This window comes from Luteibacter sp. UNCMF331Sha3.1, assembly GCF_900109915.1.
GTDB lineage: Bacteria > Pseudomonadota > Gammaproteobacteria > Xanthomonadales > Rhodanobacteraceae > Luteibacter.
Window position 1 is genome coordinate 248,923 of record NZ_FOBU01000002.1, and the last position, 26,722, is coordinate 275,644.

Below are 26,722 nucleotides of genomic sequence, written 5' to 3' on the forward strand. Positions count from 1 at the left end.
ATACCTGCTATCAAGTCCGCACGTTCTTTCGGTGCACGGTTCGGTTTTCATGGGGACTCGACAGACGTTGGCCGGTGAGGCGGGGGCCCGGGCCGACGATGCAATGCGGCCGCACGTGGTGGTGGTCGAAGACGACGATGTGCTGCGCGATACGCTGGTCGCGCCGGCGCTGCGCGATTTCGGTTTTCGCGTGACGGGCCTCGGCACCGTGCGCGAGCTCGATCGCGTGCTCGACGTGGACCAACCCGACATCGTGGTGCTCGATGTCGGGCTGCCCGACGGCGACGGCTTCTCGATCGCGGAGCGCCTCTACCGGCAGTCGCGTGTGGGCATCGTCATGCTTTCCGGGCGGCATACGCAGGCCGACCGCGTGCGTGGCCTGTCCAATGGCGCGGACGCCTATCTGGCCAAGCCCGTCGTGATGCACGAGCTGGCCGCGACGCTGCGCAACCTCATGCGCCGGCTGCGCCCGCCAGCACGGGACGTGCCGAACGAACCGGTGTGGCGGCTCGACAATCAAGGCTGGTGCCTTATCGCCCCGAACGCCGTATCGGTGGCGCTGAAGTCGCACGAGCGCGCGATGCTTCGCGTCCTGCTCGACGAACCCGGCGAACCCGTCGCGCGCGACGTGCTGATCGCCGCGGTAGGTGGCGACGAACAGTTCGATCCGCACCGCATCGAGGTGCTCGTCTACCGCCTGCGCAGCAAGGTGGCGAAGCACGCGGGCCTCGTGCTGCCGCTAAACGCGGTACGCGGCAGCGGTTACGTCTTCACCATGTGAGGCGGTGCGCTGTGCCGCGTCGAAGAGCCGCATCGCCTCGGACACCAGCATGTCGGGCGAGCAGGGCTTGTGCAGGATGGCGACGCCGCCGGTGCGATGGATCCCGGGCGGGAAGTGCGACGACACGACCAGCACCGGAATCTCCGGCAGCACGGCACGGAGCTCGTCGATCCACGAGACCGGATCGTTGTCGCCGAGGCGCAGGTCCGTGATCACGAGGTTCAGCGTGTGCGCGAGTTCCGCGGCCAGCCGTAGCGCCTGCGCACCGTCGCCGGCTTCCACCACGAGGAAGCCCTCGGCTTCGAGGCGCTTGCGCCACATCTCGCGCAGTACGTCCTCGTCTTCGATCAGCAGGGTGTGGATCAGCGGCGCCAGACGCGCCTCGTCGCGATCGGGCAACGACACCGCGGGCAGTTCGATGACGATCGTGGTGCCTTCGCCTTCGACGCTATGCACGTCGATGGCCCCGTCATGGTCGCGCACGAGATCGCGCACGACGGCGAGGCCCAGTCCGCTGCCGGCGTGCGGTGGCTTGGTGGTGAAGAACGGTTCGAAGACTTCGCGACGCACGTGTTCGGGCATGCCCTGGCCGTTGTCGCGGAAGGCCAGGCGCACGCGCCCGCCCGGGGCGGCGGACACCCGTATGTCGAAGCGGCCATCGGGCGGCATCGCGTCGCGGGCGTTGGCGGCGATGTTGAGGATCATCAGCTCGAGCTGCTCCGGATCGAAGCGGATGTGCCGCGCATCGGCGGCGACGTCCACCGTGAGCGTCACCGCGTGGCTGAAGAGCTGGCGCAGCACGTGCTTCACGTCGCGCAGCGCACGCCGCAGGTCGATCACTTCCAGCCGCGCGATGTCGCGTCGTCCGAAGCTGAGGAGTTTGCGACTGACCGCGCCGCCACGCCGCGCCGCCGCGGCGACGCCGTAGAGCGCGGAACGAAGCACCGCCGGATCGTCGCTTTCCTCGCGCGCCTCGGCGTACCCCTCGATGACGCTCAGGATGTTGTTGAAGTCGTGCGCGACGCCCCCGGCCAGGCGCCCGACGGCTTCCACCTTCTGGGCATGGATCAGCTGCTCCCGCGACTTGCGATGCGCGGCCACTTCGTCCTCCAGCACCCGATTGATCTCCGCCAGTCGACGGCCGCGCTGCTCCGCGGCGAGCACGCTGCCGCGCAGCGTCGAAACGCACTGGTCGATGACCAGCGTGATGGCGAGATAACTGAGTGCCAGGGGCAGCACGTTCACGGCGCCCATCAACGGATGGCTCGCGCCGCGAGCGGTCAGGCGCAGCACGTCGGTGGCGGCACCGGCCGCGAACAGCGCGATCAGCAGGCCGTAGAGTTGCCAGAGCGCGCGCCGGCCGAGGATGAGGCCGCCGAGCACGATGGGCAGCACGACATACGTCTGGTCGAGCATCGAACTCATCAACCCGCGCTCGACGTAGCCGATGCCGAGCGACAGAAGCATGCTCGCCACGAAGAGTCGCGTGGCGACCTGGATCGCTCCCTGGCGCACCTTGGTCACGCCGATCCATGCCGACAGCACGACGAGCGTATCCGTGCACAGGTCCGTCCAGTCCGCCGGGGTCAGGGGATTGGTCAGAGCGGCGATACGGTAGGGCCAGATCAGGGGCAGCGTCGTGCCGATCATGATCAGCAGCAGCTGCAGACCGACGCCGTTGCCGCGTGCGGTGTCGTCGCTGCCCGGGATGTCGCGAAGCCACGTCACCACGGGCCGGAGGATGTCTGTCGTCACGCGCACTCCCGCGCTTTCAAAGTCAGGGTGACATTTATAGGCCGCGCGGTCGGCCAACTCACGCACCAAAACTGTCAGTTCGCGCGAAAAACATGTCGTGCGTCATGAAACGGTGAACTTTTGACAGCTTACGACAGCGACGGTGCGTGATCATGCAACCGCTTTGTCATACGTTCGCCATTCGTCCGACGCGGAAGCCTCGGCGACGACGCGCTGACTGGCCGTCTGTACGGCCATTGGGGATACGGGCACGCAGGGAGCACACCGGCGCCTGCCAACTCAAGACCTCGGGGAGACCACCACACCATGCACCGCCAACGCATGCGCCTCATCGGCGCGTTTGTCCTTGCCCTGTCCATGCCCGCCATGGCCGCGCAGCCCGCGCCGCATACCCTGCGCCCGATCGGCGCCACGCCGCCGTCGCAGGCACGCTTCGACCGCTTCATCGTCACGTACCGAGACGGCAGCAGCGCGCGGACGGACGCTCGCGCCGCCACGCAGGTAGCGGGCGCCGCGCTCGGCCGGATGGCCTTCACGTCCGCGACCGGCGCGCGCGCCGCCGCACCCTCCGTCACGCATCTGCGCCGGCTGGCGATCGGATCGCGCGTCCTGAAGCTCTCGCGCCCGCTCGACGAGCGGGAGGCGGCGACGTTCCTCGCGACGCTGGCCGCCGACCCGTCGGTGCGGTCGGTGGTGCCCGACCGCATGAAGCACGCCGTGAAAGACCTGCGTGCCGACGCGCCGTTCGTGCCCGACGACACGTATTACCTGAAGGACCAGTGGCACATGCGCGCACCCGACGGTACCGCCGAGACGGACGCCGGCGTGCCGAACGACGGCGGATCCAACGTCGCCGGCGCCTGGACGCTCGCCGATGGCGACGGCATGACCGTGGCGGTGATCGACACCGGCATCACGGCGCATCCGGATCTCGACACCTCGCTGGCCGACGCCGGTTACGACTTCATCAGCGACGCGTTCGTGTCGGGACGCGACGCCGATGGACGCGCCGCGGGCGGCTGGGACACCGGCGACTGGACCACGGAGGCCCCGTGGTCGGACAGCTGCCCGAACGAACCGAGCTCGTGGCACGGCACGCATGTCGCGGGCACGGTCGCCGAGCTGACCAACAACGCGCTCGGCATGGCCGGCGTGGCGTACAAGGCGAAAGTGCTGCCGATCCGCGTGCTCGGCCACTGCGGCGGCTACGACAGCGACATCGCCGACGGCATCGTCTGGGCGGCCGGCGGCCACGTCGATGGCGTGCCCGACAACACGCATCCCGCGCAGGTGATCAACATGAGCCTCGGTGGCGAAGGGCAATGCACGCCCGACGATCCGATGGCGCAGGCCATCGCCGCGGCCAACGCGCGCGGCACGGTCGTGGTCGTCGCGGCGGGCAACTCGGGCGACGACGCGGCGTACTACTCGCCGGCGAGCTGCCCCGGTGCGGTCACCGTGGCCTCCGTTGGCATCACCAGCCGTCTTGCCTTCTATTCGAACTACGGCAAGCCCGTCGCACTGGCGGGTCCCGGCGGCGGCATCTACGCCAACGACGGCACGAGCGGCAGCCCGGTCACGGCGGGTTTCGTGTACCAGGCGATCAACGGCGGCGAGACCGTCGTCGGCGAACCGACCTATGGCGGCTATGCGGGTACCTCGCAGGCCACGCCGCACGTGGCGGGTACCGTGGCACTGATGCAGAGCGCGCGACTCGCCTCGGGCCAGGCCCTGATGAAGCCGGCCGCCGTGCTGGCCGCGCTCAAGCAGACGGCACACAAGCCGAAGGTGCCGTTTCCGCAGGCGACGCCGGCCGGCGCGGGCATCCTCGATGCCTCCGCCGCCGTGCAGCTCGCGGTTCTCGGCGACAGCTACACGCCCGAGCTCACCAACGGCTCGTTGCTCACCAGCGTCGTCAGCTACGCGGGCACGTCGTTGTATTACCGCATCGACGTTCCCGCCGGTGCGCGCAGCCTGGTCATGCGCACGTTCGGCGGTTCGGGTGACGTGACGCTGCAGGTGCGCGTGGGCGACCGTCCGGCCGACGGCACCTACGACTACCAGTCGGCGCATACCGGCAACGCCGAATCGGTCGTGCTGGCCCGTCCCGCGGCAGGCACCTATTTCCTGCGCGTGCTCGGCGTCAAGGACGCCCAGAACCTCAGCGTCCAGGCGAGCTTCGTCGCCCCGTGACCATCCCTTTTCCGGAGACATCGATGAACCGCGATTCCCTTACCACCATGCGCCGCGCGATCGCCGCGGCCGTGATCGCCGCGCTTGCCGCCGGCACCGCGCAGGCCGCCGCGCCGCTCACCACCGCACCGCGTCTCGACAGCGCGCACCGCGTGCTTCAGGCCGCCGACATCGCCCCGTCGGGCTACTTCGCCGCGAACGGCGCGTCGGACGGCAGCGACGACGCGTATGCCGATGGCTACCACAGCGTCGCGGTCGGCGCGGGCGCGCTCGCCGCCGGCGACGATGCCACCGCGATCGGGTCGGGCGCCGTCGCCCTCGACGCGGGCACCACCGCGATCGGCGCCAGCGCCATCGCGCAGGGGGCGGGCAGTCTCGCGCTCGGCCAGTCCGCCAACACCGCGGGCGATTACGCCACGGCGATCGGTTATGGCGCGTCCGCGTCCGGTGGCAACGCCATCGCGATGGGCACCGGCGCCACGGCGGGTAACGCCGGCACGATCGCGATCGGCGGTATCGCCGTCGACAGCGGCGGCACGCCGGTGTCGGATCAGGTGACGACCGCGACCGGCAGTCTGGCGATGGCCGTCGGTGCGAGCGCGCAGGCGCAGGGCGACGACGCGCTCGCCTTCGGCGCGCTGGCGGGCAGCTACGGCTTCGGCGCGCTGGCCATCGGCAGCGAGTCGGCCGCGATGGGCGACAACGCGACGTCGGTCGGCACGGCGGCGACGGCGAGCGGCGTCAGCGCGACGGCGATCGGTGGCCCGTCGCAGGTCTTCCCCGGCGTGTTCGACCTGACGCAGGCGACCGGTTTCGAATCGACCGCCATCGGGTCGGCCGCGATGGCGCTCACGGATGGCGCGACGGCGATCGGCGGCCACGCGCGGGCGGAGGGCGATGCGAGCGTCGCGATCGGCAAGTATTCCTATGCGCAGGAAGCGAACAACACCGCGATCGGTTACAACGCGGCGGCGACCGGCATCAACTCGATCGCGATCGGCGGCGACAACCGGTCGTCGACGTGGGCCTACGGCACCAACAGCGTCGCGATCGGCGACCTCGCGCTCGCCAAGGGCGACGAATCGGTGGCGCTCGGTCATTTCGCCACGGTGGGCGACGACGGCACCATGAGCGTCTCGCTCGGCATGAATTCGGCGACGAAGGATGCCGGCGTCGTGTCGATCGGCAGCGACGGCACGATGACGAATCGTTATGGCGAGAAGATCGCGGCGTTCACCCGTCGCATCACCAACGTCGGCGCCGGTACCTCGGCCACCGACGCGGTGAACGTCGGCCAGCTGCAGGCGGCGATCGGTCAGGTCACCGTCGGCGATTCCGCGGTCAACGCCGCGTTCGCGCAGGCGTTCGGCGGCGGCGCCACGATGGGGCTCGCCGGCTTCGTGCCGCCGGTCTACGACATCCAGGGCCGTAGCTACCAGAACGTCGGCGACGCGTTCGGCGCCGTCGACAGCGCATTGTCCAGCGCCTTGCAGGGTATCGCCGATATCCGCAACCAGATCGGCAACGGACCCGGTGGCGGTCAGCCAGGTACCGATCCGACGGTGCCGGCGGGATCGGGCGACGGTCTCGCCGTCGGCGGCGGCAGCGTCGCGACCGATCCACGCGACACCGCTATCGGCGACCACGCGACGGTCGCCGCCGATGGCAGCGTCGCCGTCGGTAGCAACGCGACCGTCTCGGCCGCTGCGACGAACGCGGTAGCGGTCGGCGCCGATACGTCGGTGACCGCCGCCTCGGCGACGGCCATCGGGCAGGGCGCGTCGGTGACCGCCGCCTCGGCGACGGCCATCGGGCAGGGCGCGTCGGCGACCGCGGCGAACAGCGTCGCGCTCGGTGCGGGTTCGGTGGCCGATCAGGCGAACACGGTGTCGGTGGGCACGGCCGCGAACCAGCGTCGTGTCGTGAACGTCGCCGCTGGCGTCGCCTCGACGGATGCCGCCAACGTGGGGCAGGTGGACCAGGCGCTCGCCACCGCGAAATCGTATGCGGACAACGGCGACCAGCAGACGCTGAAGCAGGCCAACGCGTACACCGACGCGAAGATCGGCAACGGCGTGAGCCGCAGCGACTTCGACGGGTTCCGCACGCGCGTCGACGACCAGTTCCACAAGGTGAACCAGCGGCTCGATCGCGTGGGTGCGATGGGCACGGCGCTGTCGCAGATGAGCATGAACACGTCGGGCCTGTCGGGCGCGAACCGTGTCGGGATGGGCGCCGGCAACTACGGCGGCCAGCAGGCCATCGCGGTGGGGTACCAGCGTGCGTTCAAGGAGAACCGCGCGAGTGTCTCGATCGGCGCATCGAGCTCGGGCTCGGAGAGCACGGTCGGCGTCGGCGGCGGCTTCAGCTGGTGATCCAGGGCTAACGCAAGGGTAGGAGCCAGCCTGCTGGCGAAGGGTGCTTGCGGCGAGCACCCTTCGCCAGCAGGCTGGCTCCCACCGTGCGAACATCGGCGGCATGTCCGATATCGAAACCGTCTCGTCCACCGCCGACGATCGCCTCATCGAACGCTTCATCGAGCGCATCTGGGCCGAGGATGGCCTCGCCGATCGCACGCTCGAAGCGTACCGGCGCGATCTGCGCCAGCTGTCGCGCTGGCTGGAATCACGCGGTCGCACGCTGGACACCGCCGGGCGCGACGACCTTTCCGCCTACCATGGCAGCCAGCCCGTCTCGGTGCGCAGCATGGCGCGGCGGCAGTCCGCGTTCCGGCGCTTCTACGCGCAGCGCGCGCGCGACGAGGGACGCAAGGAAGACCCGACCTTGCTGATGCAGCGGCCGCGCATGCCGCGCGGCCTGCCGAAGGCGCTCGCCGAGCGCGAGGTCGAGGCCCTGATCGTGTCTCCCGACGTCGCGACACCGCTGGGTCTGCGCGACCGTGCGATGCTCGAATTGATGTACTCCTCTGGCTTGCGGGTATCGGAACTCGTCGACCTTCCCCTCGCCGGGCTCAACACGCGACAAGGTGTCGTGCGCGTCACGGGCAAGGGCGGCAAGGACCGTCTCGTGCCCGTGGGCGAGGAAGCGCTGGCGCATGTCGAGGCCTATCTGCGCGAGGCGCGGCCAGGTCTCGCGAAGGGCCATGGGCAGCCGGTGGCGCTCTTCCTCTCGCGCCGGGGCGACGCGATGACGCGGCAGATGTTCTGGACGCTGGTGAAGCGTTACGCGGTGCAGGTCGGTATCCCGGCGAAACGCGTGAGCCCGCACGTGCTCCGGCATTCGTTCGCCACGCATCTGCTCAACCACGGCGCGGACCTTCGCGCGCTCCAGATGCTGCTTGGCCACAGTGCGCTCAGTACCACGCAGATCTACACGCTGGTCGCTAAAGAAGGCCTGAAGCGCCTTCACGCGCAGCACCATCCGCGCGGGTAGGCGGCTGGCGCCCTGTGCCACAATCGGGGAACCGAACGGACGAACGGCGATCCAAGTCGTTCCTCTTTCCCCCGGTATCCATGGAGTCGTACCGATGTTGAAGACATTCCTGCCTGCCCTCGTGGCTGGCGCGTTCGCCATGACGGCCTGCGCCGCCGATGACGACAAGGCCGCCCGCGCCGCGGTCGAAGGCCTCGGCCCCGGCATCAAAGTGGACAGCATCGCGCCGGCGCCCATGCCCGGCTTCTTCCAGGTCGTGGCGTCGGGTCGCATGGTCTACGTGACCACCGACGGCCGCTACATGCTCAACGGCAACCTGATCGACCTGAAGAACCGCACGGACCTCAGCGCCGCCAGCTGGGCGGCCACGCGCAAGACCGAACTCGCCAAGGTCCCGGCCTCGCAGCGCCTCATCTACGCGCCGGCCAACCCGAAGCACACGATCACGGTGTTCACCGACGTCGACTGCGGGTTCTGCCGCCAGCTGCACGCGCATATCGACGAATTCAACAAGCAGGGCATCGCGGTCGAATACGTGTTCTGGCCGCGCGAGGGCGTGAAGACCACGGCGGGCAACGACACCCCGTCGTACACCAAGGCCGTGTCGGTCTGGTGCAGCGCCGACCGCAAGAACGCCTTCAACGACGCCATGAAGGGCGGCTCGCCCAAGGCCGCCACCTGCGCCAACCCGGTGAAGGACGAATTCGAGCTGGGCGAGCGCCTGGGTGTGAACGGCACCCCGACCATCGTCACCGAGAACGGCGACGTGGTCGGGGGTTACGTGACCCCGGCCCAGCTGCTCCAGGCACTGAACGCCCCTCCCGGCACCGCGAACCGCCGCGGGGGCTGAGCTGCTCTGGTGGGAGCCAGCCTGCTGGCGATGGGAGCTTGCCACGAGCTCCCATCGCCAGCAGGCTGGCTCCCACCGGACTGCCGCGCCGGGGGGGCATCCCGGAACCCACCCCGATGCTGCCGCGCAACATCATGTAGAATGGGCGTTTTCCTTTAGCGCCTTTTCCCCCGCATGATCGCACTCGACGGGCAGAGCGCCCTCTCGCCTTTCCGACTCGAACGACTGAACGCCCACCTGGATGCCCTGCATCACGGGACGCGGGTGCAGGCCGCCTGGTTCACTTACTTCGTCGACGCCGCCGTGCCGCCGGAAGGCGACGCGCGTTCGCGCCTGCTCGCCGTGCTGGAAGCGAAGAGCGCCGCGCCGGAAGACGCCACGTTCTGGGTCGTGCCGCGCCTCGGCACGATCTCGCCGTGGTCGAGCAAGGCCACCGACATCCTCCACGGTGCCGGCTTCGATGTCCGCCGCGTGGAGCGTGGCACGGCCTGGCGCGTCACCGGCATGCCCGACGCCACCGATCCGTCGTACGCCGCGGTGATGGCTGCGTTCTGCGATCCGATGGTGCAGTCGCCGCTGGCCTCGCTCGATCAGGCCGCCGGCCTGTTCCTCGCCGGTGAACCCGGCCCGCTCGGCCACGTCGAACTCGGCAGCGATGCGCGCGCCGCGCTGGCCGCCGCCAACGCCGAGCTCGGGCTCGCGCTGGCCGACGACGAGATCGATTACCTCGCGGACCGCTACGCGGAAATGGGCCGCGCGCCCACCGACGCCGAGCTGATGATGTTCGCGCAGGCGAACTCGGAGCACTGCCGCCATAAGGTGTTCAACGCCACGTGGACGCTCGACGGCGCGACGCAGGAGTCGTCGCTGTTCGGCATGATCAAGAACACGCACCAGAAGTCGCCCGCGCACACGCTTTCGGCGTACCACGACAACGCCGCCGTTATCGAAGGCTACGAGGGCAAGCGCCTGTTCGTGAGCCCGGAAGACGGCGTGTTCCGTACCGTGTCCGAAGCCGCGCCGTACGCGATCAAGGTCGAGACGCACAACCATCCCACGGCCATCGCGCCGTGGCCCGGTGCCGCCACCGGCGCCGGCGGCGAGATCCGCGACGAGGGTGCGACCGGTCGCGGTGGCAAGCCGAAGGCCGGCCTCACCGGTTTCTCGGTGTCGCACCTGCGCATTCCCGGCCTGCCGCGTCCGTGGGAGAAGGACCGCCCGCTGCCGCCGCGCATGGCGTCCGCGTTCGAGATCATGCGCGACGGCCCGCTCGGCGCCGCGGCGTTCAACAACGAATTCGGCCGCCCCGCGCTGGGCGGCTATTTCCGCACCTTCGAGCAGGAAACCGGCGAGAAGGGCGTCCGGCGCGGCTACGACAAGCCGATCATGATCGCCGGCGGCCTCGCCGCGATCCGCCCGGACCACGTGCAGAAGCGCAAGGTACGCCCCGGCGACAAGGTGATCGTGCTCGGTGGCCCGGCGATGCTCATCGGCCTCGGCGGCGGCGCGGCCTCGTCGGTCGCGTCCGGCACGTCGAGCGCGGAGCTCGACTTCGCCTCCGTGCAGCGCGACAACGCGGAAATGGAACGTCGCTGCCAGCAGGTGATCGACGCGTGCTGGGCGCGCGGCGACCACAACCCGATCGTCAGCATCCACGATGTCGGCGCGGGCGGCGTGTCCAACGCCATCCCCGAGATCCTCAACGACGCCGACGTCGGCGGCATCATCGACCTGTCGAAGCTGCCGTGCGACGACCCGACGCTGTCGCCCATGCAGGTGTGGAGCAACGAGTCGCAGGAGCGCTACGTGCTCGCGATCGGTGCCGAAGACCTCGAGCTCTTCGAATCCTTCTGTGCACGCGAGCGCTGCCCGTTCGCGGTGGTCGGCGACGCCACGGAAGAGCCGCGCCTCATCGTGCGCGACACGCGTCGCGACATCACGGTGATCGACCTGCGCATGGACGTGCTGTTCGGCAAGCCTCCGCGCATGCATCGCGATGCGAAGCGCGTCAAGCCGCGCGTCGACCTCGTGGCGGACCTCACCGGCATCGGCATGGACGAGGCGCTGATGCGCGTCCTGCGCCTGCCGGCCGTGGGCAGCAAGAACTTCCTCATCACGATCGGCGATCGCACGGTCGGCGGCCTCAACGCCCGCGATCCGATGGTCGGTCCGTGGCAGGTGCCTGTCGCCGACGTCGCGGTCACCATGACCGACTTCGAGGGCTACACCGGCGAGGCGATGGCCATGGCCGAGCGTGCGCCGGTGGCGCTGCTCTCGAGCGCCGACGCCGCGCGCATGGCGGTGGGCGAGGCGATCACGAACCTCGCCGCGGCATCCATCAAGCTGGACGAAGTGCGCCTGTCCGCCAACTGGATGGCCGCCGTGAACCACCCGGGCGAAGACGCCGCGCTGTTCGACGCGGTCAAGGCCGTGGGTATCGAACTGTGCCCGTCGCTCGACATCGCCATCCCGGTCGGCAAGGACTCCCTGTCCATGCAGACGGTGTGGACCGACGACAACGGCAAGGCGCAGAAGACGGTGTCGCCGGTGTCGCTGGTGATCACCGGCTTCGCGCGCGTGGACGACGTGCGCCGCACGCTCACGCCCCAGCTGAAGCTTGATCGCGGCGACACCGACCTGTGGCTGATCGACCTCGGCGCGGGCCGCGACCGTCTCGGCGGTTCGGCGCTCACCCAGGTGTTCAACCGCGGCGGCGGCGTGCCGCCGGATCTCGACGACGCGAAGCGCCTGCGCGCGATGTTCGAACTGATCCAGGAAGCCAACCAGGGCGGTCTGCTGCTGGCGTACCACGATCGTTCGGACGGCGGTGCCATCGTCACGCTGCTTGAAATGGCCTTCGCGGGCCGTTGCGGCCTCGAGCTGCGTCTCGACGGCTGGGCGGAAGCCACGCTGCGCGCGCTCTTCAACGAAGAGCTGGGCGCCGTGGTGCAGGTCGCCGCCGCGAATCGCGAGGCGTTCGAAGCCCTGCTGGTCAAGCACAACCTCGCCGGCATGACGCACAACGTCGGCCGCCCGAAGGAAAAGCTCGGCATCAAGCTTCACCTCGGCGGCGAGACCGCGTTCAAGTGGAACTGGACCGAGCTCTTCCGCGCCTGGAACGAAACCAGCTACGCGATGCAGCGCCTGCGCGACAATCCGCTGAGCGCCGACCAGGAGAACGAGTGGCGCCTCGACGATGCCGATCCGGGCATCTCGCCGAAGCTCACGTTCGACCCGGCCGACGACATCGCCGCGCCGTACATCGCGACGGCGAAGCGTCCGCGCGTGGCGATCCTGCGCGAGCAGGGCGTCAACGGGCAGGTGGAGATGGCGGCGGCCTTCAGCCGCGCCGGGTTCGACGCGGTCGACATCCACATGACCGATCTCGCGACCGGCCGCCACCACCTGAAGGACTTCATCGGCCTCGCGGCCTGCGGCGGCTTCTCGTACGGCGACGTCCTGGGCGCGGGTCGCGGCTGGGCGACGTCGATCCTCTACAACGACGCGCTGCGCGAACAGTTCGCGCGGTTCTTCGAGGATGGCAGCAAGTTCGCGCTCGGCGTGTGCAACGGGTGCCAGATGATGTCCGGCCTCAAGGACATCATCCCCGACGCGAAGCACTGGCCGCAGTTCCTGCGCAACCAGTCGGAGCAGTACGAAGCGCGCCTCGCCACGCTCGAAATCCTCGATTCGGGCAGCATCTTCTTCCGCGGCATGACGGGTTCGCGTCTTCCGGTCGCGGTCGCGCATGGCGAAGGCCGCGTGCATTTCCCGAACGTCTGCAGCCCGTCGAAGAGCCACGGCGCCGCGCGCTTCGTGGACAACCGCGGCAAGCCGACCGAGAGCTACCCGCTGAACCCGAACGGTTCGCCGGGCGGTCTTGCGGCGTTCACGGCCGCGGACGGTCGCGTCACGATCATGATGCCGCACCCGGAGCGCGTGTTCCGTTCCACCCAGCTGAGCTGGCACCCGGAGCAGTGGGGCGAAGACTCCCCGTGGATGCGCATGTTCCGCAACGCCCGCGTGTGGGTCGGCTGATCGGGAGCCCGATGAACGCCGGCCCGCTCACGAGCATCGTCATCGTCCTCGCGGACAGCGGGCCGCTCACCCGCGAGTGCGTCGAACACGCGCTCGCGAGCGACGTGCCCGTCGAGGTGCTCATCGTCGACAACGGGTCGACCGACGGCATACCGGAATCGCTGGACCGCGCGTGGGCCGACGACGACCGCGTGCGGGTGATCTACAACCGCGCCAACCTCGGTTTCGGCGCCGCCGTGAACCGCGGCGTCGCGCAGTCGCACGGCATCCGCGTGCTGGTGCTCAATCCCGACTGCCTGATCGAGCCGGATACCATCCGTCGCATGGCGTCGCACATGGATGTCCATACGGCGATCGTGGGTGCGGTGGTCTGCGATGCCGACGGCCGGCCCGATCCCGCGTCGCGTCGACGCGATCCGCTGCTGAAGCGCTCGCTCGCGACGAAGCTCGGTCGCAAGGGCGATGCCGGTATCGACATCCGCGGCCCGATGCCCGACGGCGCGGAAGAGGTGGAAATCGTTTCCGGCGCCATCCTCCTGATGCCGCGCGACGCTTTCGATCGCCTGCACGGCTTCGACGAATCGTTCTTCCTGCATTGCGAAGACATGGACCTTTGCCGGCGTGCACGCGACGGCGGTTACAAGGTGATCCTCGCCGGCGACGTACGTGTGCTGCACGGCAAGGGCGGATCGAGTCGGCATCGGCCGGTCTTCGTCAGCCGGCACAAGCATCGCAGCATGTACCTGTGGTTCAGCCGGCACGATCCCGCGGCACGCAACGCGATGGTGCGCACGCTCGTGCGCCTCGGCATCTGGACGCACTTCGCGCTGAAGATACCGGGTCAGCTGCTGCGGAAGCGGCGATGAACGACACGACACGCGGGTCCGGCGTCGCGACGCTGGGCCTTCTTGCCGTCACGGCCATCTGGGGCTCCACGTTCGTCCTCATCAAGGACGTGGTGGGGCGGATGTCCGTGGCCGATTTCCTCGCGGTGCGTTTCGCGATAGCGGCGGTCGTCATGGTCGTGTTGTTCGCGCTGCCGCTGAAGCGCCTGAGTCGGAAGCAGCTGCTGCAGGGCCTCGCACTGGGCGTGCTGTACGGTGTGGCGCAGTGGCTGCAGACCGAAGGCCTCGCGCGAACGTCGCCGAGCGTCAGCGGCTTCGTCACGGGCATGTACGTGGTGATCACGCCGATCCTTTCGCTGTTTCTCTTCCGGCAGGCGATGCCGTGGACGACCTGGCTCGCGGTGGTGCTCGCGACCGTCGGCCTCGGCGTGCTCGCGCTGAACGGATTCGAGGTCGACGGCGGCGTGCTGCTCACGCTCGCCTCGGCGGCGCTCTACGCGCTGCACATCGTGGGCCTCGGTCACTGGTCGAAACCGGGCGACGCGTTCGGCATGTCCGCGATCCAGATGGTTGGCATCGCGGCCGTGTGCGTGGGCATCACGTTGCCACACGGCGGGCCGGCCCTGCCGCCCGACACGCACGCATGGATCGCCGTGCTCTACATGGCGCTGATCGCGGGCGCGCTGGCGATGCTCGTGCAGACGTGGGCGCAGGCGCACATGCCGGCCACGCGCGCGGCGATCGTGATGACGACCGAGCCGGTCTTCGCCGCCGGTTTCGCCGTGCTGCTGGGTGTGGATGCCCTGACCACGCGCATGGTGGGCGGCGGCGCGCTGGTGCTGGCCGCGATGTACATGGTGGAACTCGCACCGCGCTTCCGCCGGCGCAAACCGGCGGAAGCGTTGCATCACGAGGTGTAGGCATCCAGCAGGAGCCAGCCTGCTGGCTCCCACCAGGTCGACCTCACTTCGGCGCGGTCTTGTCCACCGTGAACTTGTAGACCATCGTGTTGCGATAGGTCTTGCCCGGATCGAGGCGTGCCGACCCGAAGTCGGGCTGGTTCGGCGTATCCGGGAACAGTTGCGGCTCCAGTGCGAACGCGTCGCCCTGACGGTAGATGCCGCCCGACTTGCCCGACGTGGTGCCGTCGAGGAAGTTGCCGGAATAGAACTGCAGGCCCGGCTGCGCCGACCACAGCGACAGCACGCGACCGCTCTTCGGATCCGTGACCCGCGCGACTTCGCGAGGCTGCGCGGCTTCTTTCCGCGAGATCACCCAGTTGTGGTCGAAGCCGCGGCCGAACACGATCTGCGGCTCCTTCGCGTCGCGCACGTCGCGACCGATCGGCTTTGCCTTGCGGAAATCGAAATCGGTGCCGGCGACCGGTCGTACCTCGCCCGTGGGAATCGCGGTGGCGTCGGTCGGCAGGTACGCATCGCCGGCGATCATGAGGCGCTGGTCCATCACGCTGCCCGAGCCCTCGCCGGACAGGTTCCAGTAGGCGTGGTTCGTGATGTTGACGATGGTCGGGGCGTCGGTCGTCGCCGTGTAGTCGATCGTCAGCTCGTTGCTGTCGTTGATCGCATAGGTGGCGCGGGTGGTCACCTTGCCCGGATAGCCCTGGTCGCCGTCGGGACTGACATAGCTCAGCGTCACGCTGGGTTTCGCGCCGGATTCGACCTTCTCGACCGTCCAGACGACCTTGTCGAAGCCGACCTTGCCGCCGTGGAGCGAGTTGGGTCCGTCGTTGACCGGCACGGTGTACTGCTTGCCGTCGAGCGTGAAGCGGCCCTTGGCAATGCGGTTGGCATAGCGGCCGACGGTGTCGCCGAAGTACTGAGGCTTCGCGAAGGTGCCTTTCAGGTCGGGATATCCGAGCACGATGTCGCCCGGCTTGCCGTTGCGATCGGGAACCTCCAGGGCGTACAGCGCGGCACCCAGCGAGAGGATTTTCACCGTCATGCCATGGCCGTTGCTCAGTGTGACGAGCGTCACGTCCTTGCCGTCGGGGGTCTGCCCGAACGACGTCTTCGACGCATCGCCAGCCATGGCGGCGCCGCTGCATGCCAGGGCGATCGCCGCCGCCAGGATCACAGCCTTCTTCATCGCGAATCCACTCCAGTCGTTGAGGGCTCCGCGAACAAAACATATTTGTACGACAAATGACAAGTTGCGCCGCGTCATCGTCCGGGGCAGCGCAGCGGATAGGATGGGCGCGACACGGGGAAGTGGAGGGCGTCATGGCACCCAGGGCGGCGACACGGAGCCTGCACGCGCAGGTCATCGAGGAGATCGGGGAGTCGATCGTCAGCGGGGCGCTCCAGCCCGGCGACGCGCTGCCCGGCGAGGCGCAACTGGCGACGCAGATGGCCGTCAGCCGGACGGTGCTTCGCGAAGCCCTTAAGGTGCTAGCGGCGAAGGGCCTGATCGAGACCCGCCAGAAGACCGGCATGCGGGTGCGCGATCCTCGGCACTGGAACCATCTGGACGCCGACGTGCTGGCCTGGCGTTGCGCGGCGATGCCGACGGACGATTTCGTCGACAAGCTCGTGGAGATGCGCGCCATCATCGAACCGGCCGCCGTCGCGGCGGCCGCGAGACGGCGTGAACCGGCGCAGCTGGAGGCGATCGGTGCGGCGCTGGAGGCGATGGAAGAGTCCACGACGCTCGACGAATGGGCCGTGGCCGACCTGCACTTCCACGAAGCGGTGCTCGCCGCGACGAACAACGAGTTGCTGAGTTCGCTGTTCGGCGTGATCGAAGCGGCGCTGGGCACGTTCTTCGTCATGTCGGCACGCACCGCGAAGAACTTCAAGTACGCGTTGCCGCACCATCGCGCCGTCTACGAGGCGATCCGTCGCCGCCGTCCGAACGAAGCGGCGGCGGCCATGCAGGCGATGATCGCGGACTCGCGGGCGAACATGCGTAAAGGCAAGAAGTCGGGCTGACGCTGCACCGCCATCCCGGCGCACGCCGGGATCCACGGCGACCACGCGCATGAAACCCTCGTCCTCGTTCTTATGAAGGCCGAGGACGTGGGTACCGGCGTACGCCGGTACGACGGAGGTCGGGTTACTTTCCTGCGGCGCGGATGCGCACGTCGCCGCTGAAAGACTCGATGTGGATGCGCGCGTCGCCGCCGCCGATCGTGGCCTTCAGATCCTTGCCCGGACCGTCGCCGCGCGACGCCTCACCCCAGTCGCTGCGCAGGTCGCCGCTGAACGTGGAGGCCTCGACGTGCGCCGAGGTGTCGGCGGGCAGCTGCACCTGCACGTCGCCGCTCATCGAATCGACGTCGAGCTTGCCCTGTCGCGTGGGACCGCCGGCGATCTGCGTGTCGCCGGACACCGTGCTGAAGTTCGCTTCCTTCCAGGGGCCGCCGCCGATGGTCATGCGACCGGACACGGTCTGGGCATCCACCTTGTCGGTGACGGACGGCGCGGTGATGTCGCCGGACACCGTCTGCAGGTCGGCGCGACCGGTGCGACCGGCGAGGTCGATGGTGCCGCTCACCGTCTGCATGCTGACTTCGGGCGAACGCACGTTGGCGCGGATGCGGCCGCTGACGGAGTCGACCTCGATCTTGCCGCCGTCGAGGCCGTCGATGCTGACCGGCGCGCTGACGACATTGATGTTCACCTCGACACCGCGTGGCACGCGGACGTTGAGGATGGTGGGCTGCATGCGGGAGTCGTTGCCCCAGCTGAACCAGTTGCCTTTCTTTTCGTCGCCGTCGACGCGGATGTCGACGTCGCGATCGTCGCCCTGGATCTCGAGGGGGCGAGCGCCGTCGCCGAGCGTGCCGGACACCTGGATCTGATTCTTGTCCCAGGCGGTGACGGTGACTTCGCCCTTGACGTTGTCGATGCTGACCTTCGCGTTGGGGCGGATCTCTTTCGACAGGTTGATCGGCGTCGAGGCAAGGGCCTCGCCGATCGACAGCGCCAGCAGCAGGGGGATGAGATAGAGCGTTTTCATGGTCGTGGTGTCCTGGCTGTTCGCGTTTAGCCGGCTTGCTTGTCGAAGTTGCGCAGACGGTCGCGCTGGCGCTCGGTACGCTGCAGCAGGCGCTGCAACGCGGCCGAATCGGGGGAATCCTGCATGGCCTGGGTCAGCTCCATTCGGGCGGCGTCGAGTTCGACCGCGGCGCCGGTCAGGCGCGGATCGGTCGGTTTCCAGGCGTGTCCGCTGGCGGCGATGCTCCCGTCGGGAACGGGCGCTACCAAGTGCAGGCCAAGGCCGCCGCCGAGGATCGCGACGCCGGCGATGGCCGCGGCCATCAGCCATGGACGGGCACGATGCCGGCGCACGGTGGCGGGCGCGGCGGCCTCGTCGAGACGGCTGTCGATGCCGGCCCAGAGATCGCGGTGCGGGACGACCGGGCGGTTGAGGGAGCGCATCTGGCGCAGGTAATCGAGTTCGTTCATGGCTTGTCTCCCAGCGCACGGCGGAGCAGGCCGCGCGCACGGTGCAACTGTGCTTTCGAAGAGCCGACCGCCATCGAAAGTTCGTTGGCGATTTCCTCGTGTTTCCAGCCTTCCACGTCATGCAGCACGAGGACGGCACGGGCCCGCGGCGGCAATGCCGCGATGGCCTTTTCCAGTTCGTCGCGCTCGAAGGCGCGCACGGGATTGTCGATGTCGGTGATGTCCGGCAGGTGTTCGTCGTCGAGGATCGTGACCGGGTCGGCGTTGCGGGCGCGTATGGACATGAGGGCGACGTTGACGGCGAGCCGGTAGACCCAGGTGCCGAAGGCGCTTTCGAAGCGGAATCCGTCCAGCTTCTGCCAGGCGCGGACGAAGGCTTCCTGGGTGAGATCCTCGGCGCGGGCGTGATCGTAGGCCGCCAGGCGCAGGACGGCACCGTAGACCCGATCGGCGTGTCGCCGGTAGAGCGCTTCGAACGCCTTGCGGTCGCCGGCCACCGCGGCACGCACGGTCTCGTCGTCCGACGAGGCGGCGGGCAGCTCAGGCTGCATGAAGGAGGTGGCGGCGAGGCATAGGGCGTTCATCTTGCCAGCTTGGATGCGGGCAAGGGCGAAACGGTTTAAGGGGGCGGGCGAACTGTAGGAGCCGCTATAGCGGCGAGCCCTTGCCGGGAAGACCGGGAGAGCTCGCCGCTATAGCGGCTCCTGCAAGATCGATCAGGCGACGCTGGCCTTGCGCGGCTCGATCGCCCTGTCCAGGGCCTCGCTGACGCGGAGGCGTTCGGTCTTCAGCCGTTCCGGCATGCGCGCCCCGAAACCGTCGAGGTACACGCCGATCGCACCGATCTCTTCCTGCCAGCCGGCGACATCGACGTGCAGCAGCGCCTCGAGGGTGGCCGGGGAGACGTCCAGCCCCTCGGCGTTGAGCTCGCCCTTCGCGGGGACCGTGCCGATGGGGGTTTCCTGACCGCGTGCCTTGCCGGCGACGCGCTGGATCATCCAGTCGAGCACGCGCAGGTTCTCGCCGTAACCCGGCCACATGAAGCGACCGTCGGCATCCTTGCGGAACCAGTTCACGTGGAAGATCTTCGGCAGCTTCGCGCCCGGCTTGTCGAACGAGAGCCAGTGCGCGAAGTAGTCGGCGAAGTTGTAGCCGCAGAAAGGCTTCATCGCCATCGAATCGCGGCGGAGCACGCCCACCGCACCGGTGGCGGCGGCGGTCGTCTCCGAACCCATGGCGGCGCCGACGAGTACTCCGTGCGCCCAGTCCTTCGCCTCGAACACGAGCGGCACCAGGGACGGACGGCGGCCGCCGAACACGATGGCCGAGATCGGCACGCCGGCGGCCTCCTCGGACTCCGGCGCCCAGCTCGGGCACTGCTTCGCGCTGACGGTGAAGCGGGAGTTGGGATGCGCGGCCGGACCGTTGGCGGCATCGAACGGGCGCCCCTGCCAGTCGGTGACCGGCTCGCCTTCGCCAAGGCCTTCCCACCACGGACGGGCGTCGGCGGTGAGGGCGACGTTGGTGAAGATCGCATCGTGGCCAAGGGTGGCCAGAGCCGTCGGATTGGTGTTCGCACCGGTGCCCGGCGCGACGCCGAAGTAGCCGGCCTCCGGGTTGATCGCCCACAGGCGGCCATCGTCGCCCGGCGTCATCCAGCAGATGTCGTCGCCCACCGTCCAGACCTTCCAGCCCGCCTTGCGATAACCCTCGGTCGGAATGAGCATGGCGAGATTGGTCTTGCCGCACGCGGACGGGAATGCCGCGGCGATGTAGTGCTTCTCGCCCTGCGGATTCTCGATGCCCACGATGAGCATGTGCTCCGCGAGCCAGCCTTCGCGACGGGCCTGATGGCTGGCGATGCGCAGGGCATGGCATTTCTTGCCGAGCAGCGCGTTGCCGCCGTAGCCGGAGCCGATCGACTTGATCGACAGCTCGTCGGGGAAATGCATGATGAAGCGACGATCCGGATCGAGGTCGCCGGTGGAATGCAGGCCCTTCACGAAGCGACCTTCGCGTTCGATGCGTGCGAGGGCGGCGTCGCCCATGCGCGTCATGATGCGCATGTTGGCGACGACGTACGGGCTATCGGTGATTTCCACGCCGCAACGCGACAGCGGCGAATCGATCGGGCCCATGCAGTACGGAATCACGTACATCGTTCGCCCGCGCATCGCGCCGGCGAACAGGGCGTCGATCTTTGCGTGAGCCTCGGCTGGCGCCATCCAGTGATTGTTCGGGCCGGCGTCGTCTTGCTCGGGCGTGCAGACGAAGGTCAGGTGCTCGACGCGTGCGACGTCCGAAGGGTGCGAGCGGTGCAGGTAGCTGCGGGGGTTCGTTTCCGCGTTGAGCGGAAGGAGATCGCCGCTGGCCAGCATCGTGGCGACGAGGTCGGCGTACTCCGCATCCGAGCCGTCGCACCAGCGGATGGAGGCGGGCTCCGTCAACCGGGCGACCTCGTCGACCCATCGATTCAATGCATCCAGGGAACTGCCGTGCGCTCGCATCCTATGTGGTCTCCAGTTAAACGCAAGCGGAGACAGTAGTTTGCGGTCGTTGGTATTCGCAAGGCACGGCGCAGCAAAATGCGCCGCGCCGTTCAGGATGCGTCGCGCGGGGCCGGGGTCAGCGTGGCGATCATGTGCTCGACGTAGGCGTCGAATTCTTCATGGCTGATGCGCGGCAGACCCAGCGTGAAGTTCAGCTGGAGGAACCCGACGTACGCGGCGTAGGTCAGGCGCGCACGGTTGAGCGCGACATCGGGCGCCAGTCCGGCCTCCTGGTAGAGGCGGGTGAGGAAATCCATGCGCCGCTGCGATACGCGCGACATCACCGGCACGACCTGCGGGTGATCCAGTGCCTTTAGCAGGGCGGCATAGACGCGGTGCGGCTGCATCTCGTGCGCCACCCGGCGGAACAGCTCGGGAAAGCGCTTCAGAGGATCGGGAATACGCTCGATCTCCGCCAGCACCTCGCGCTCGCCGTATTCCTCCCAGCGTTCCAGCGCCGCCTGAAGCAAGGCTTCACGCGTGCGGAAATGCCAGTAGAAACTGCCCTTGGTGACGCCGAGGCGTCGGGCCAGGGCCTCGACGGCAAGGGCGCCAACCCCTTGTTCGGCAATGAGTGCGAGCGCCCCATCTTCCCAGTCTTCGGCAGAGAGGCGGACCCGTTCGGTCTTGGAACTGTCGTTCATCGACGCATGGTAGCCGAGACGCCGCCGTTTGCAATCGGGCACCGCCCCCACGTGCTGCATAAGACCTTGACTTCGAAGACGTTACATGACCGTACGCGGGCGTATTGACGCAGCCCTTTCGCCACTACATACTCGGCCGTATGGTTGCCAGTCCCGCCCTGATCCCGTCATCCCACGACAGCATCGTCGCCGACGATGGCATCGTGCTGGCCACGCAGCGCTGGCATGGCGCGCGGGTGCCGGAGCTCGTCTTCGCCCACGGCTTCGGCCAGACGCGCCACGCCTGGCAGGGCGCGGCACGGACGCTGGCTGCCAATGGTTTCGCTGCTACCACGTTCGACGCACGCGGCCATGGCGAAAGCGAACACGTGCCCCGTGGCGATTACCACATGGAACAGTTCGTGGCCGACCTGGTGCGCGTGGCCGCCGGAGCCCGATCGTCCGACGGACGCGCCCCGGTGCTGGTCGGCGCCTCGATGGGCGGACTGCTCGGCCTGATCGCCGCTGGCGAAGCACCGGCGGGCGCGCAGCCGTTTTCGGCATTGATCCTCGTGGACATCACGCCCCGGTGGGAAACCGCCGGCGTCGAACGTATCCTCGGGTTCATGCGCTCCCATCCCGACGGATTCGCCGGCTACGACGAGGCCGCCTCGGCGATCGAGGCGTACCTGCCGCATCGTCGCGAACGCAAGACGGAGGCCCAGCTGAAGCCGTTGCTGCGCCAGTGCGCCGACGGACGGTTGCGCTGGCACTGGGACCCGGCGCTGCTCGATGGCCTGGTGGAGGAAAGCGAGCGCTACCAGCCGCGCCTCTTCGCCGCCGCGGCACGCGTCGAGGTGCCGGTGCTGCTGCTTTCCGGCGCCCGCAGCGACGTGGTGTCGGGCCATACCGTCGACGAATTTCTCCGCCTCGTGCCGCATGCGCGTCACGTGGCACTCGCCGAAGCCACGCACATGGTGGCCGGCGACGCGAACGACGCGTTCACGCGCGAGATCGCGGCGTTCATGCAAACACTCTGACCGAACCACAGTAACGAGGTGATACCCATGTCTGCGATCCTGGTTGTACTGGCGGCGCTCATCGCCTCCGGTGCCTGCGCCTACCACCGCACGTCGCTCAGGACGTGGGCCATCGCGACGGCCGCGACGATCCTCGTCGTGGGTCTCATCGCGCGGACGCCGGTCTTCATGATCTTCATGCTCATCGTGCTGGGCGTCATCGCCGCGCCGCTGCTGCTGGTCGATTTCCGCCGCAAGAAGATCAGCGCCCCGCTGCTGTCGATGTTCGCCAAGGTCACGCCGAAGCTCTCCGACACCGAGCAGACCGCGCTCGAAGCCGGCACGGTCGGTTTCGAGGGCGAGCTGTTCTCGGGCAAGCCGAACTGGTCGGTGCTTCTGCGCCAGCCGAAGCCGGAGCTGTCGATCGAAGAGCAGGCCTTCCTCGACGGTCCCGTCGAAGAACTCTGCGGCATGATCGACGACTGGCAGATCACCCACGAGCTCGCCGACCTGCCGCCGAACGTCTGGGAGTTCATCAAGAAGAACAAGTTCTTCGGCATGATCATTCCGAAGAGCTATGGCGGTCTCGGCTTCTCCGCGCTGGCGCACTCCGCCGTGCTGCAGAAGCTCTCGAGCATGTCGCAGACCCTCGCGTCGACCGTCGCCGTGCCGAACTCGCTCGGGCCGGGCGAACTGCTGATGCATTACGGCTCGGACGAGCAGAAGAATCACTTCCTGCCGCGCCTCGCCGATGGTCGCGAAATCCCGTGCTTCGCGCTCACCGGTCCGTACGCCGGCTCGGACGCCACGTCGATTCCCGACTTCGGTATCGTCACCAAGGGCATGTGGAACGGCGAGGAGACGGTCGGTATCCGCCTGACGTTCGACAAGCGCTACATCACGCTGGCACCGGTCGCCACGATCGTCGGTCTCGCGTTCCGCATGTACGACCCGGATAAGCTGCTGGGCGACAAGGAAGACCTCGGCATCACGCTCGCCCTGCTGCCGCGCGAAACGCCGGGGATGGAGATCGGTCGCCGCCACTTCCCGCTGAACACCCCGTTCCAGAACGGCCCGGTCCACGCGAAGGACATGTTCGTGCCGCTGTCCGTGCTGATCGGCGGTCCGCACATGGCGGGCCAGGGCTGGCGCATGCTGGTCGAATGCCTGTCGGTCGGCCGCGCGATCTCGCTACCGTCGAACGCGACGGGTGCGTCGCGCATGGCGGTCGCCGCCACCGGCGCGTATGCGCGCATGCGCAAGCAGTTCGGTCTCGCGATCGGTCGTTTCGAAGGCGTCGAAGAGGCCCTCGCGCGCATCGGCGGCCTGACCTACGCCACGCAGGCGCTGTCGCGCGCCACGGCTGCCGCCGTCGACCGCGGCGAGAAGCCCGCCGTGCCGTCGGCCATCGCCAAGTACCACGCAACGGAATGGTGCCGCCAGATCGCGTCCGACGCGATGGACGTACACGGCGGCAAGGGTGTGATCCTCGGTCCGAAGAACTACATGGGTCGCGGCTGGCAGAGCGTGCCGATCGCCATCACGGTGGAAGGCGCGAACATCATGACGCGCAGCCTGATGATCTTCGGTCAGGGCGCCATCCGCTGCCATCCCTACGTCCTGAAGGAAATGCAGGCGCTGAACATCGCCGACTACCGCGAGCGCCTGAACACGTTCGACAAGCTGCTCTTCAGCCACATCGGCTTCGGCGTCTCCAACGCGGTGCGCAGTTTCGTGCTCGGCATCACGGCGGCGAAGATCGGCGACACGGCCGGCGACGCGTACACGCGTCGTTACTACCGCAAGCTCAACCGCTACTCGGCGGCGCTCGCCCTCTGCGCCGACGTGTCGATGGGTGTGCTCGGCGGCAAGCTGAAGTTCAAGGAGAAGCTCTCGGCCCGTCTCGGCGACACGCTGTCGTACCTCTACATCGCCAGCGCCATGCTCAAGCGTTACGAAGACACCGGTCGTCCGGAAGCCGATCGCCCGCTGCTCGCATGGGCTTTCCACGAGTGCGTGTGGAAGATGCAGATGGCGCTCGACGGCGTGATCCGTAACTTCCCGGTGCGCCCCGTCGCCTGGCTTCTTCGCGCCCTCGTGTTCCCGTTCGGCCGTCGCGAAGTGCCGCCGTCGGATCGCCTCGGTCGTCGCGTCGCCGCGCTCATTACGGCCCCCAGCGAGGCCCGCGACCGTCTGACGACCTGGACGTACATGACGCCGACCGCGAACAACACCGTTGGCCGCATGAATGCGATCCTCCCCGACGTGATCGCGGCGGAGCCGGTGGAGCGCAAGTTCGTCAAGGCGTTCAAGGGCGGTCAGCTGCGGTCGCACACGTATAACGAGCAGCTCGCGGAAGCCGAGAAGCTGGGCGCCATCACCGCCGCCGAGCGCGAACTGCTCCAGCGCGTGCGCGATGGCGTCGCCGAGTTCATCTCGGTCGACGACTTCGACGGCGAGGAGCTGCGTGCGAACGTGGTGAGCAACGCGGAAAAGATGAAGGCCATCCGCGCGGCGTGATGTGCTCGACCGTGTGACGGAAGAGGCCGCGAGTGATCGCGGCCTTTTTCTTTGCATGCGTGCCGGCTCGGCTGCGCCATCGCGTTGTGCGTCATGCGTGGCGGAGCGGAGGCGTCGGCCGCCATTTCCCTCGCTAAGTCCTCGTCCGGCCTTCGCCTCCCTGCGGAAACGCTCGGTAAACGGCAGCCGACGCCTCCCTCGGACATGCCGACGGCTCATGCGAAAAGCAGGCACCCGAACCCCACAACGCGCGAAAACCCTTGTGGGAGCGCGCTCGCACACGAACGGGTGCTCGCGACAGCCTCGCATACAACAGTGAGGCCGTTTTTCTAATCGATCCCCATCTCGACAGAAAGGGTCGAGCTAGCGGCGTGTGCGCGGCGTCTTTGTCGCATGAATGTGGGCTCGGCCTCGGTGCCCGGCGACAAGGCGTACTAAGCAAAGGACGTCTCGCCTCTGTCGACCGAGTCGTGCGTAACCGAACATCGTGAGGCCCATTTTTGCGGCGCACGGAGATTCACTATGTATCGAGCCATCTCGTCTTTCGCGAGTCGGCGCGGGCGCCTGCCCACCTTACTGGCATTGGCCTTAGCCGCGGGTTTTGCCTCTCCGATAGCCCTTGCGACGGACGAGCCCCCGGACCCGCCGCCGCTGACAACCATGCAATGGCAGCTTCTCGAGAAGTTGATCAACGATCGCGCCAATGAAATTGCGAACAGCCGTCAGTTCTTCGAAGAGGATCGGCGCCCGACAGAAGTCGTGGCGACGCTGGACCCGACGACAAAGGTGCTACGCCTCGACCTTGATGTTTCCTTCGGTCGTCTAGTCGGCGACCTGGAGCTCGAGGATTTTCAGTCGCAGATTCGGGTAGGAATGGAAGATTTGACTGGCCAGATTCCCGGGTTCAACACGACCGATTGGCGAATTGGCGGGCGTGATATGGATTACTGGTTTGACCAGGACTTTCCGCTCCCAGAACGGATCGACGCGGAGTCGGTGGAGCGCAAATTCCTCAAGGCGTTCAATGGCGGTCAGCTGACGTCGCACCCGCACAACGATCAGCTGGCTGAAGCCGAGAGGCTCGACGCCATCCCTGCCGCCGAACGCGACCTGCTCCAGCGCGTCCGCGATGGCGTCGCCGAGTTCATCTCGGTCGACGACTTCGACGGCGAGGAGCTGCGTGCGAACGTGGTGAGCAACGCGGAGAAGATGAAGGCCATCCGCGCAGCGTGATGTGCTCGACCGTGTGACGGAAAAGGCTGCGAGTGATCGCGGCCTTTTTCTTTGCATGCGTGCCGGCTCGGCTGCGCCATCGCGTTGTGCGTCGCGCGTGGCGGAGCGGAGGCGTCGGCCGCCATTTCCCTCGCTAAGTCCTCGTCCGGCCTTCGCCTCCCTGCGGAGTCGCTCGGCAAACGGCAGCCGACGCCTCCTTCGGACATGCCGGCGGCTCATGCGAAAAGCAGGCACCCGAACCCCACAACGCGCGAAAACCCTTGTGGGAGCGCGCTCGCGCGCGAACGGGTGCTCGCGACAGCCTCGCATACAACAGTGAGGCCGTTTTTCTAATCGATCCCCATCTCGACAGAAAGGGTCGAGCTAGCGGCGCGTGCGCGGCGTCTTTGTCGCACGAATGTGGGCTCGGCCTCGGTGCCCTGCGGCAAGGCGTACTAAGCAACGGACGTCTCGCCTCTGTCGACCGAGTCGTGCGGAACCGAACATCGTGAGGCCC

The 26,722-nt window shown here is 68.0% G+C and carries 19 protein-coding genes; 12 read left to right on the forward strand and 7 right to left on the reverse strand.

Annotation, left to right across the window (positions count from 1 at the left end; genetic code table 11):
- Positions 1–103: 103 nt before the first annotated feature.
- On the forward strand, positions 104–781 hold the full coding sequence (locus tag BMX32_RS09410) for a response regulator transcription factor (protein WP_089977854.1): 678 nt from the start codon (positions 104–106) through the stop codon (positions 779–781).
- Here BMX32_RS09410 and BMX32_RS09415 read toward each other — a convergent pair.
- Positions 740–2,536, reverse strand: coding sequence for a hybrid sensor histidine kinase/response regulator (locus tag BMX32_RS09415; protein WP_089977858.1), 1,797 nt, complete (start codon positions 2,534–2,536; stop codon positions 740–742). The genes BMX32_RS09410 and BMX32_RS09415 overlap by 42 nt on opposite strands.
- A 306-nt stretch (positions 2,537–2,842) precedes the next feature.
- Between BMX32_RS09415 and BMX32_RS09420 the strand changes: the two genes are divergently transcribed.
- The 7 genes from BMX32_RS09420 to BMX32_RS09450 all read left to right on the forward strand — a co-directional run bounded on the left by BMX32_RS09420 (position 2,843) and on the right by BMX32_RS09450 (position 14,775).
- Positions 2,843–4,729 (forward strand): S8 family peptidase, encoded by a 1,887-nt coding sequence (locus BMX32_RS09420; protein WP_244511486.1) that lies wholly within the window; start codon positions 2,843–2,845, stop codon positions 4,727–4,729.
- Between the two features lie 23 nt (positions 4,730–4,752).
- Positions 4,753–7,104 (forward strand): YadA family autotransporter adhesin, encoded by a 2,352-nt coding sequence (locus tag BMX32_RS09425; RefSeq protein ID WP_089977864.1) that lies wholly within the window; start codon positions 4,753–4,755, stop codon positions 7,102–7,104.
- A gap of 103 nt (positions 7,105–7,207) precedes the next feature.
- Positions 7,208–8,122 carry a site-specific tyrosine recombinase XerD gene (gene xerD / locus BMX32_RS09430; RefSeq protein ID WP_089980164.1) on the forward strand — a complete coding sequence of 305 codons (915 nt, stop codon included), beginning with the start codon at positions 7,208–7,210 and terminating at the stop codon, positions 8,120–8,122.
- 94 nt (positions 8,123–8,216) lie between these two features.
- Positions 8,217–8,972, forward strand: coding sequence for a DsbC family protein (locus tag BMX32_RS09435; RefSeq protein ID WP_089977868.1), 756 nt, complete (start codon positions 8,217–8,219; stop codon positions 8,970–8,972).
- A 174-nt stretch (positions 8,973–9,146) separates the two neighbouring features.
- Positions 9,147–13,010, forward strand: coding sequence for a phosphoribosylformylglycinamidine synthase (gene purL / locus BMX32_RS09440; protein ID WP_089977871.1), 3,864 nt, complete (start codon positions 9,147–9,149; stop codon positions 13,008–13,010).
- An 11-nt stretch (positions 13,011–13,021) separates the two neighbouring features.
- Positions 13,022–13,876 (forward strand): glycosyltransferase family 2 protein, encoded by an 855-nt coding sequence (locus BMX32_RS09445; RefSeq protein WP_089977874.1) that lies wholly within the window; start codon positions 13,022–13,024, stop codon positions 13,874–13,876.
- Positions 13,873–14,775, forward strand: a complete 903-nt coding sequence (locus tag BMX32_RS09450; RefSeq protein ID WP_089977878.1) for a DMT family transporter — start codon at positions 13,873–13,875, stop codon at positions 14,773–14,775. Before BMX32_RS09445 ends, BMX32_RS09450 begins: the two co-directional genes overlap by 4 nt.
- A gap of 43 nt (positions 14,776–14,818) precedes the next feature.
- On the opposite strand, the gene BMX32_RS09455 is transcribed toward BMX32_RS09450, so the two are convergent.
- On the reverse strand, positions 14,819–15,961 hold the full coding sequence (locus BMX32_RS09455; RefSeq protein WP_089977882.1) for an aldose epimerase family protein: 1,143 nt from the start codon (positions 15,959–15,961) through the stop codon (positions 14,819–14,821).
- 134 nt (positions 15,962–16,095) lie between these two features.
- On the opposite strand from BMX32_RS09455, the gene BMX32_RS09460 reads away from it, so the two are divergent.
- A complete protein-coding gene (locus BMX32_RS09460) occupies positions 16,096–16,803 on the forward strand; it encodes a FadR/GntR family transcriptional regulator (RefSeq protein WP_089977886.1) in 708 nt (235 codons plus the stop codon).
- Between the two features lie 124 nt (positions 16,804–16,927).
- On the opposite strand, the gene BMX32_RS09465 is transcribed toward BMX32_RS09460, so the two are convergent.
- The 5 genes from BMX32_RS09465 to BMX32_RS09485 all read right to left on the reverse strand — a co-directional run bounded on the left by BMX32_RS09465 (position 16,928) and on the right by BMX32_RS09485 (position 21,475).
- Entirely contained in the window at positions 16,928–17,833 is a 906-nt protein-coding gene (locus BMX32_RS09465; protein WP_089977889.1) for a DUF4097 family beta strand repeat-containing protein, read from the reverse strand.
- A 26-nt stretch (positions 17,834–17,859) separates the two neighbouring features.
- Positions 17,860–18,282, reverse strand: coding sequence for a hypothetical protein (locus BMX32_RS09470; protein ID WP_089977892.1), 423 nt, complete (start codon positions 18,280–18,282; stop codon positions 17,860–17,862).
- Positions 18,279–18,833, reverse strand: a complete 555-nt coding sequence (locus BMX32_RS09475) for an RNA polymerase sigma factor (protein ID WP_089980166.1) — start codon at positions 18,831–18,833, stop codon at positions 18,279–18,281. The genes BMX32_RS09470 and BMX32_RS09475 overlap by 4 nt, the downstream gene beginning before the upstream one ends.
- 165 nt (positions 18,834–18,998) lie before the next feature.
- Positions 18,999–20,789: a phosphoenolpyruvate carboxykinase (GTP) gene (locus BMX32_RS09480; protein ID WP_089977896.1), complete on the reverse strand. Its 1,791-nt coding sequence runs from the start codon at positions 20,787–20,789 to the stop codon at positions 18,999–19,001.
- Between the two features lie 92 nt (positions 20,790–20,881).
- Positions 20,882–21,475 carry a TetR/AcrR family transcriptional regulator gene (locus tag BMX32_RS09485; protein ID WP_089980168.1) on the reverse strand — a complete coding sequence of 198 codons (594 nt, stop codon included), beginning with the start codon at positions 21,473–21,475 and terminating at the stop codon, positions 20,882–20,884.
- A gap of 140 nt (positions 21,476–21,615) precedes the next feature.
- Between BMX32_RS09485 and BMX32_RS09490 the strand changes: the two genes are divergently transcribed.
- The 3 genes from BMX32_RS09490 to BMX32_RS09500 all read left to right on the forward strand — a co-directional run bounded on the left by BMX32_RS09490 (position 21,616) and on the right by BMX32_RS09500 (position 26,226).
- Positions 21,616–22,494: an alpha/beta hydrolase gene (locus BMX32_RS09490; protein ID WP_089977899.1), complete on the forward strand. Its 879-nt coding sequence runs from the start codon at positions 21,616–21,618 to the stop codon at positions 22,492–22,494.
- 27 nt (positions 22,495–22,521) lie between these two features.
- Positions 22,522–24,993, forward strand: a complete 2,472-nt coding sequence (locus tag BMX32_RS09495; RefSeq protein WP_089977902.1) for an acyl-CoA dehydrogenase — start codon at positions 22,522–22,524, stop codon at positions 24,991–24,993.
- 522 nt (positions 24,994–25,515) lie between these two features.
- Complete coding sequence (locus BMX32_RS09500; RefSeq protein WP_089977906.1) at positions 25,516–26,226, forward strand: hypothetical protein; 711 nt, start codon at positions 25,516–25,518, stop codon at positions 26,224–26,226.
- Positions 26,227–26,722: the final 496 nt, after the last annotated feature.

What these genes read in the sequence shown, in the direction of transcription:
- BMX32_RS09410 (WP_089977854.1), top strand. Translation starts at nt 104, where the DNA reads ATGCGGCCGCACGTGGTGGTGGTCGAAGACGACGATGTGCTGCGCGAT.
- BMX32_RS09420 (WP_244511486.1), top strand. Translation starts at nt 2,843, where the DNA reads ATGCACCGCCAACGCATGCGCCTCATCGGCGCGTTTGTCCTTGCCCTG.
- BMX32_RS09425 (WP_089977864.1), top strand. Translation starts at nt 4,753, where the DNA reads ATGAACCGCGATTCCCTTACCACCATGCGCCGCGCGATCGCCGCGGCC.
- xerD (WP_089980164.1), top strand. Translation starts at nt 7,208, where the DNA reads ATGTCCGATATCGAAACCGTCTCGTCCACCGCCGACGATCGCCTCATC.
- BMX32_RS09435 (WP_089977868.1), top strand. Translation starts at nt 8,217, where the DNA reads ATGTTGAAGACATTCCTGCCTGCCCTCGTGGCTGGCGCGTTCGCCATG.
- purL (WP_089977871.1), top strand. Translation starts at nt 9,147, where the DNA reads ATGATCGCACTCGACGGGCAGAGCGCCCTCTCGCCTTTCCGACTCGAA.
- BMX32_RS09445 (WP_089977874.1), top strand. Translation starts at nt 13,022, where the DNA reads ATGAACGCCGGCCCGCTCACGAGCATCGTCATCGTCCTCGCGGACAGC.
- BMX32_RS09450 (WP_089977878.1), top strand. Translation starts at nt 13,873, where the DNA reads ATGAACGACACGACACGCGGGTCCGGCGTCGCGACGCTGGGCCTTCTT.
- BMX32_RS09455 (WP_089977882.1), bottom strand. Translation starts at nt 15,961, where the DNA reads ATGAAGAAGGCTGTGATCCTGGCGGCGGCGATCGCCCTGGCATGCAGC.
- BMX32_RS09460 (WP_089977886.1), top strand. Translation starts at nt 16,096, where the DNA reads ATGGCACCCAGGGCGGCGACACGGAGCCTGCACGCGCAGGTCATCGAG.
- BMX32_RS09465 (WP_089977889.1), bottom strand. Translation starts at nt 17,833, where the DNA reads ATGAAAACGCTCTATCTCATCCCCCTGCTGCTGGCGCTGTCGATCGGC.
- BMX32_RS09470 (WP_089977892.1), bottom strand. Translation starts at nt 18,282, where the DNA reads ATGAACGAACTCGATTACCTGCGCCAGATGCGCTCCCTCAACCGCCCG.
- BMX32_RS09475 (WP_089980166.1), bottom strand. Translation starts at nt 18,833, where the DNA reads ATGCAGCCTGAGCTGCCCGCCGCCTCGTCGGACGACGAGACCGTGCGT.
- BMX32_RS09480 (WP_089977896.1), bottom strand. Translation starts at nt 20,789, where the DNA reads ATGCGAGCGCACGGCAGTTCCCTGGATGCATTGAATCGATGGGTCGAC.
- BMX32_RS09485 (WP_089980168.1), bottom strand. Translation starts at nt 21,475, where the DNA reads ATGAACGACAGTTCCAAGACCGAACGGGTCCGCCTCTCTGCCGAAGAC.
- BMX32_RS09490 (WP_089977899.1), top strand. Translation starts at nt 21,616, where the DNA reads ATGGTTGCCAGTCCCGCCCTGATCCCGTCATCCCACGACAGCATCGTC.
- BMX32_RS09495 (WP_089977902.1), top strand. Translation starts at nt 22,522, where the DNA reads ATGTCTGCGATCCTGGTTGTACTGGCGGCGCTCATCGCCTCCGGTGCC.
- BMX32_RS09500 (WP_089977906.1), top strand. Translation starts at nt 25,516, where the DNA reads ATGTATCGAGCCATCTCGTCTTTCGCGAGTCGGCGCGGGCGCCTGCCC.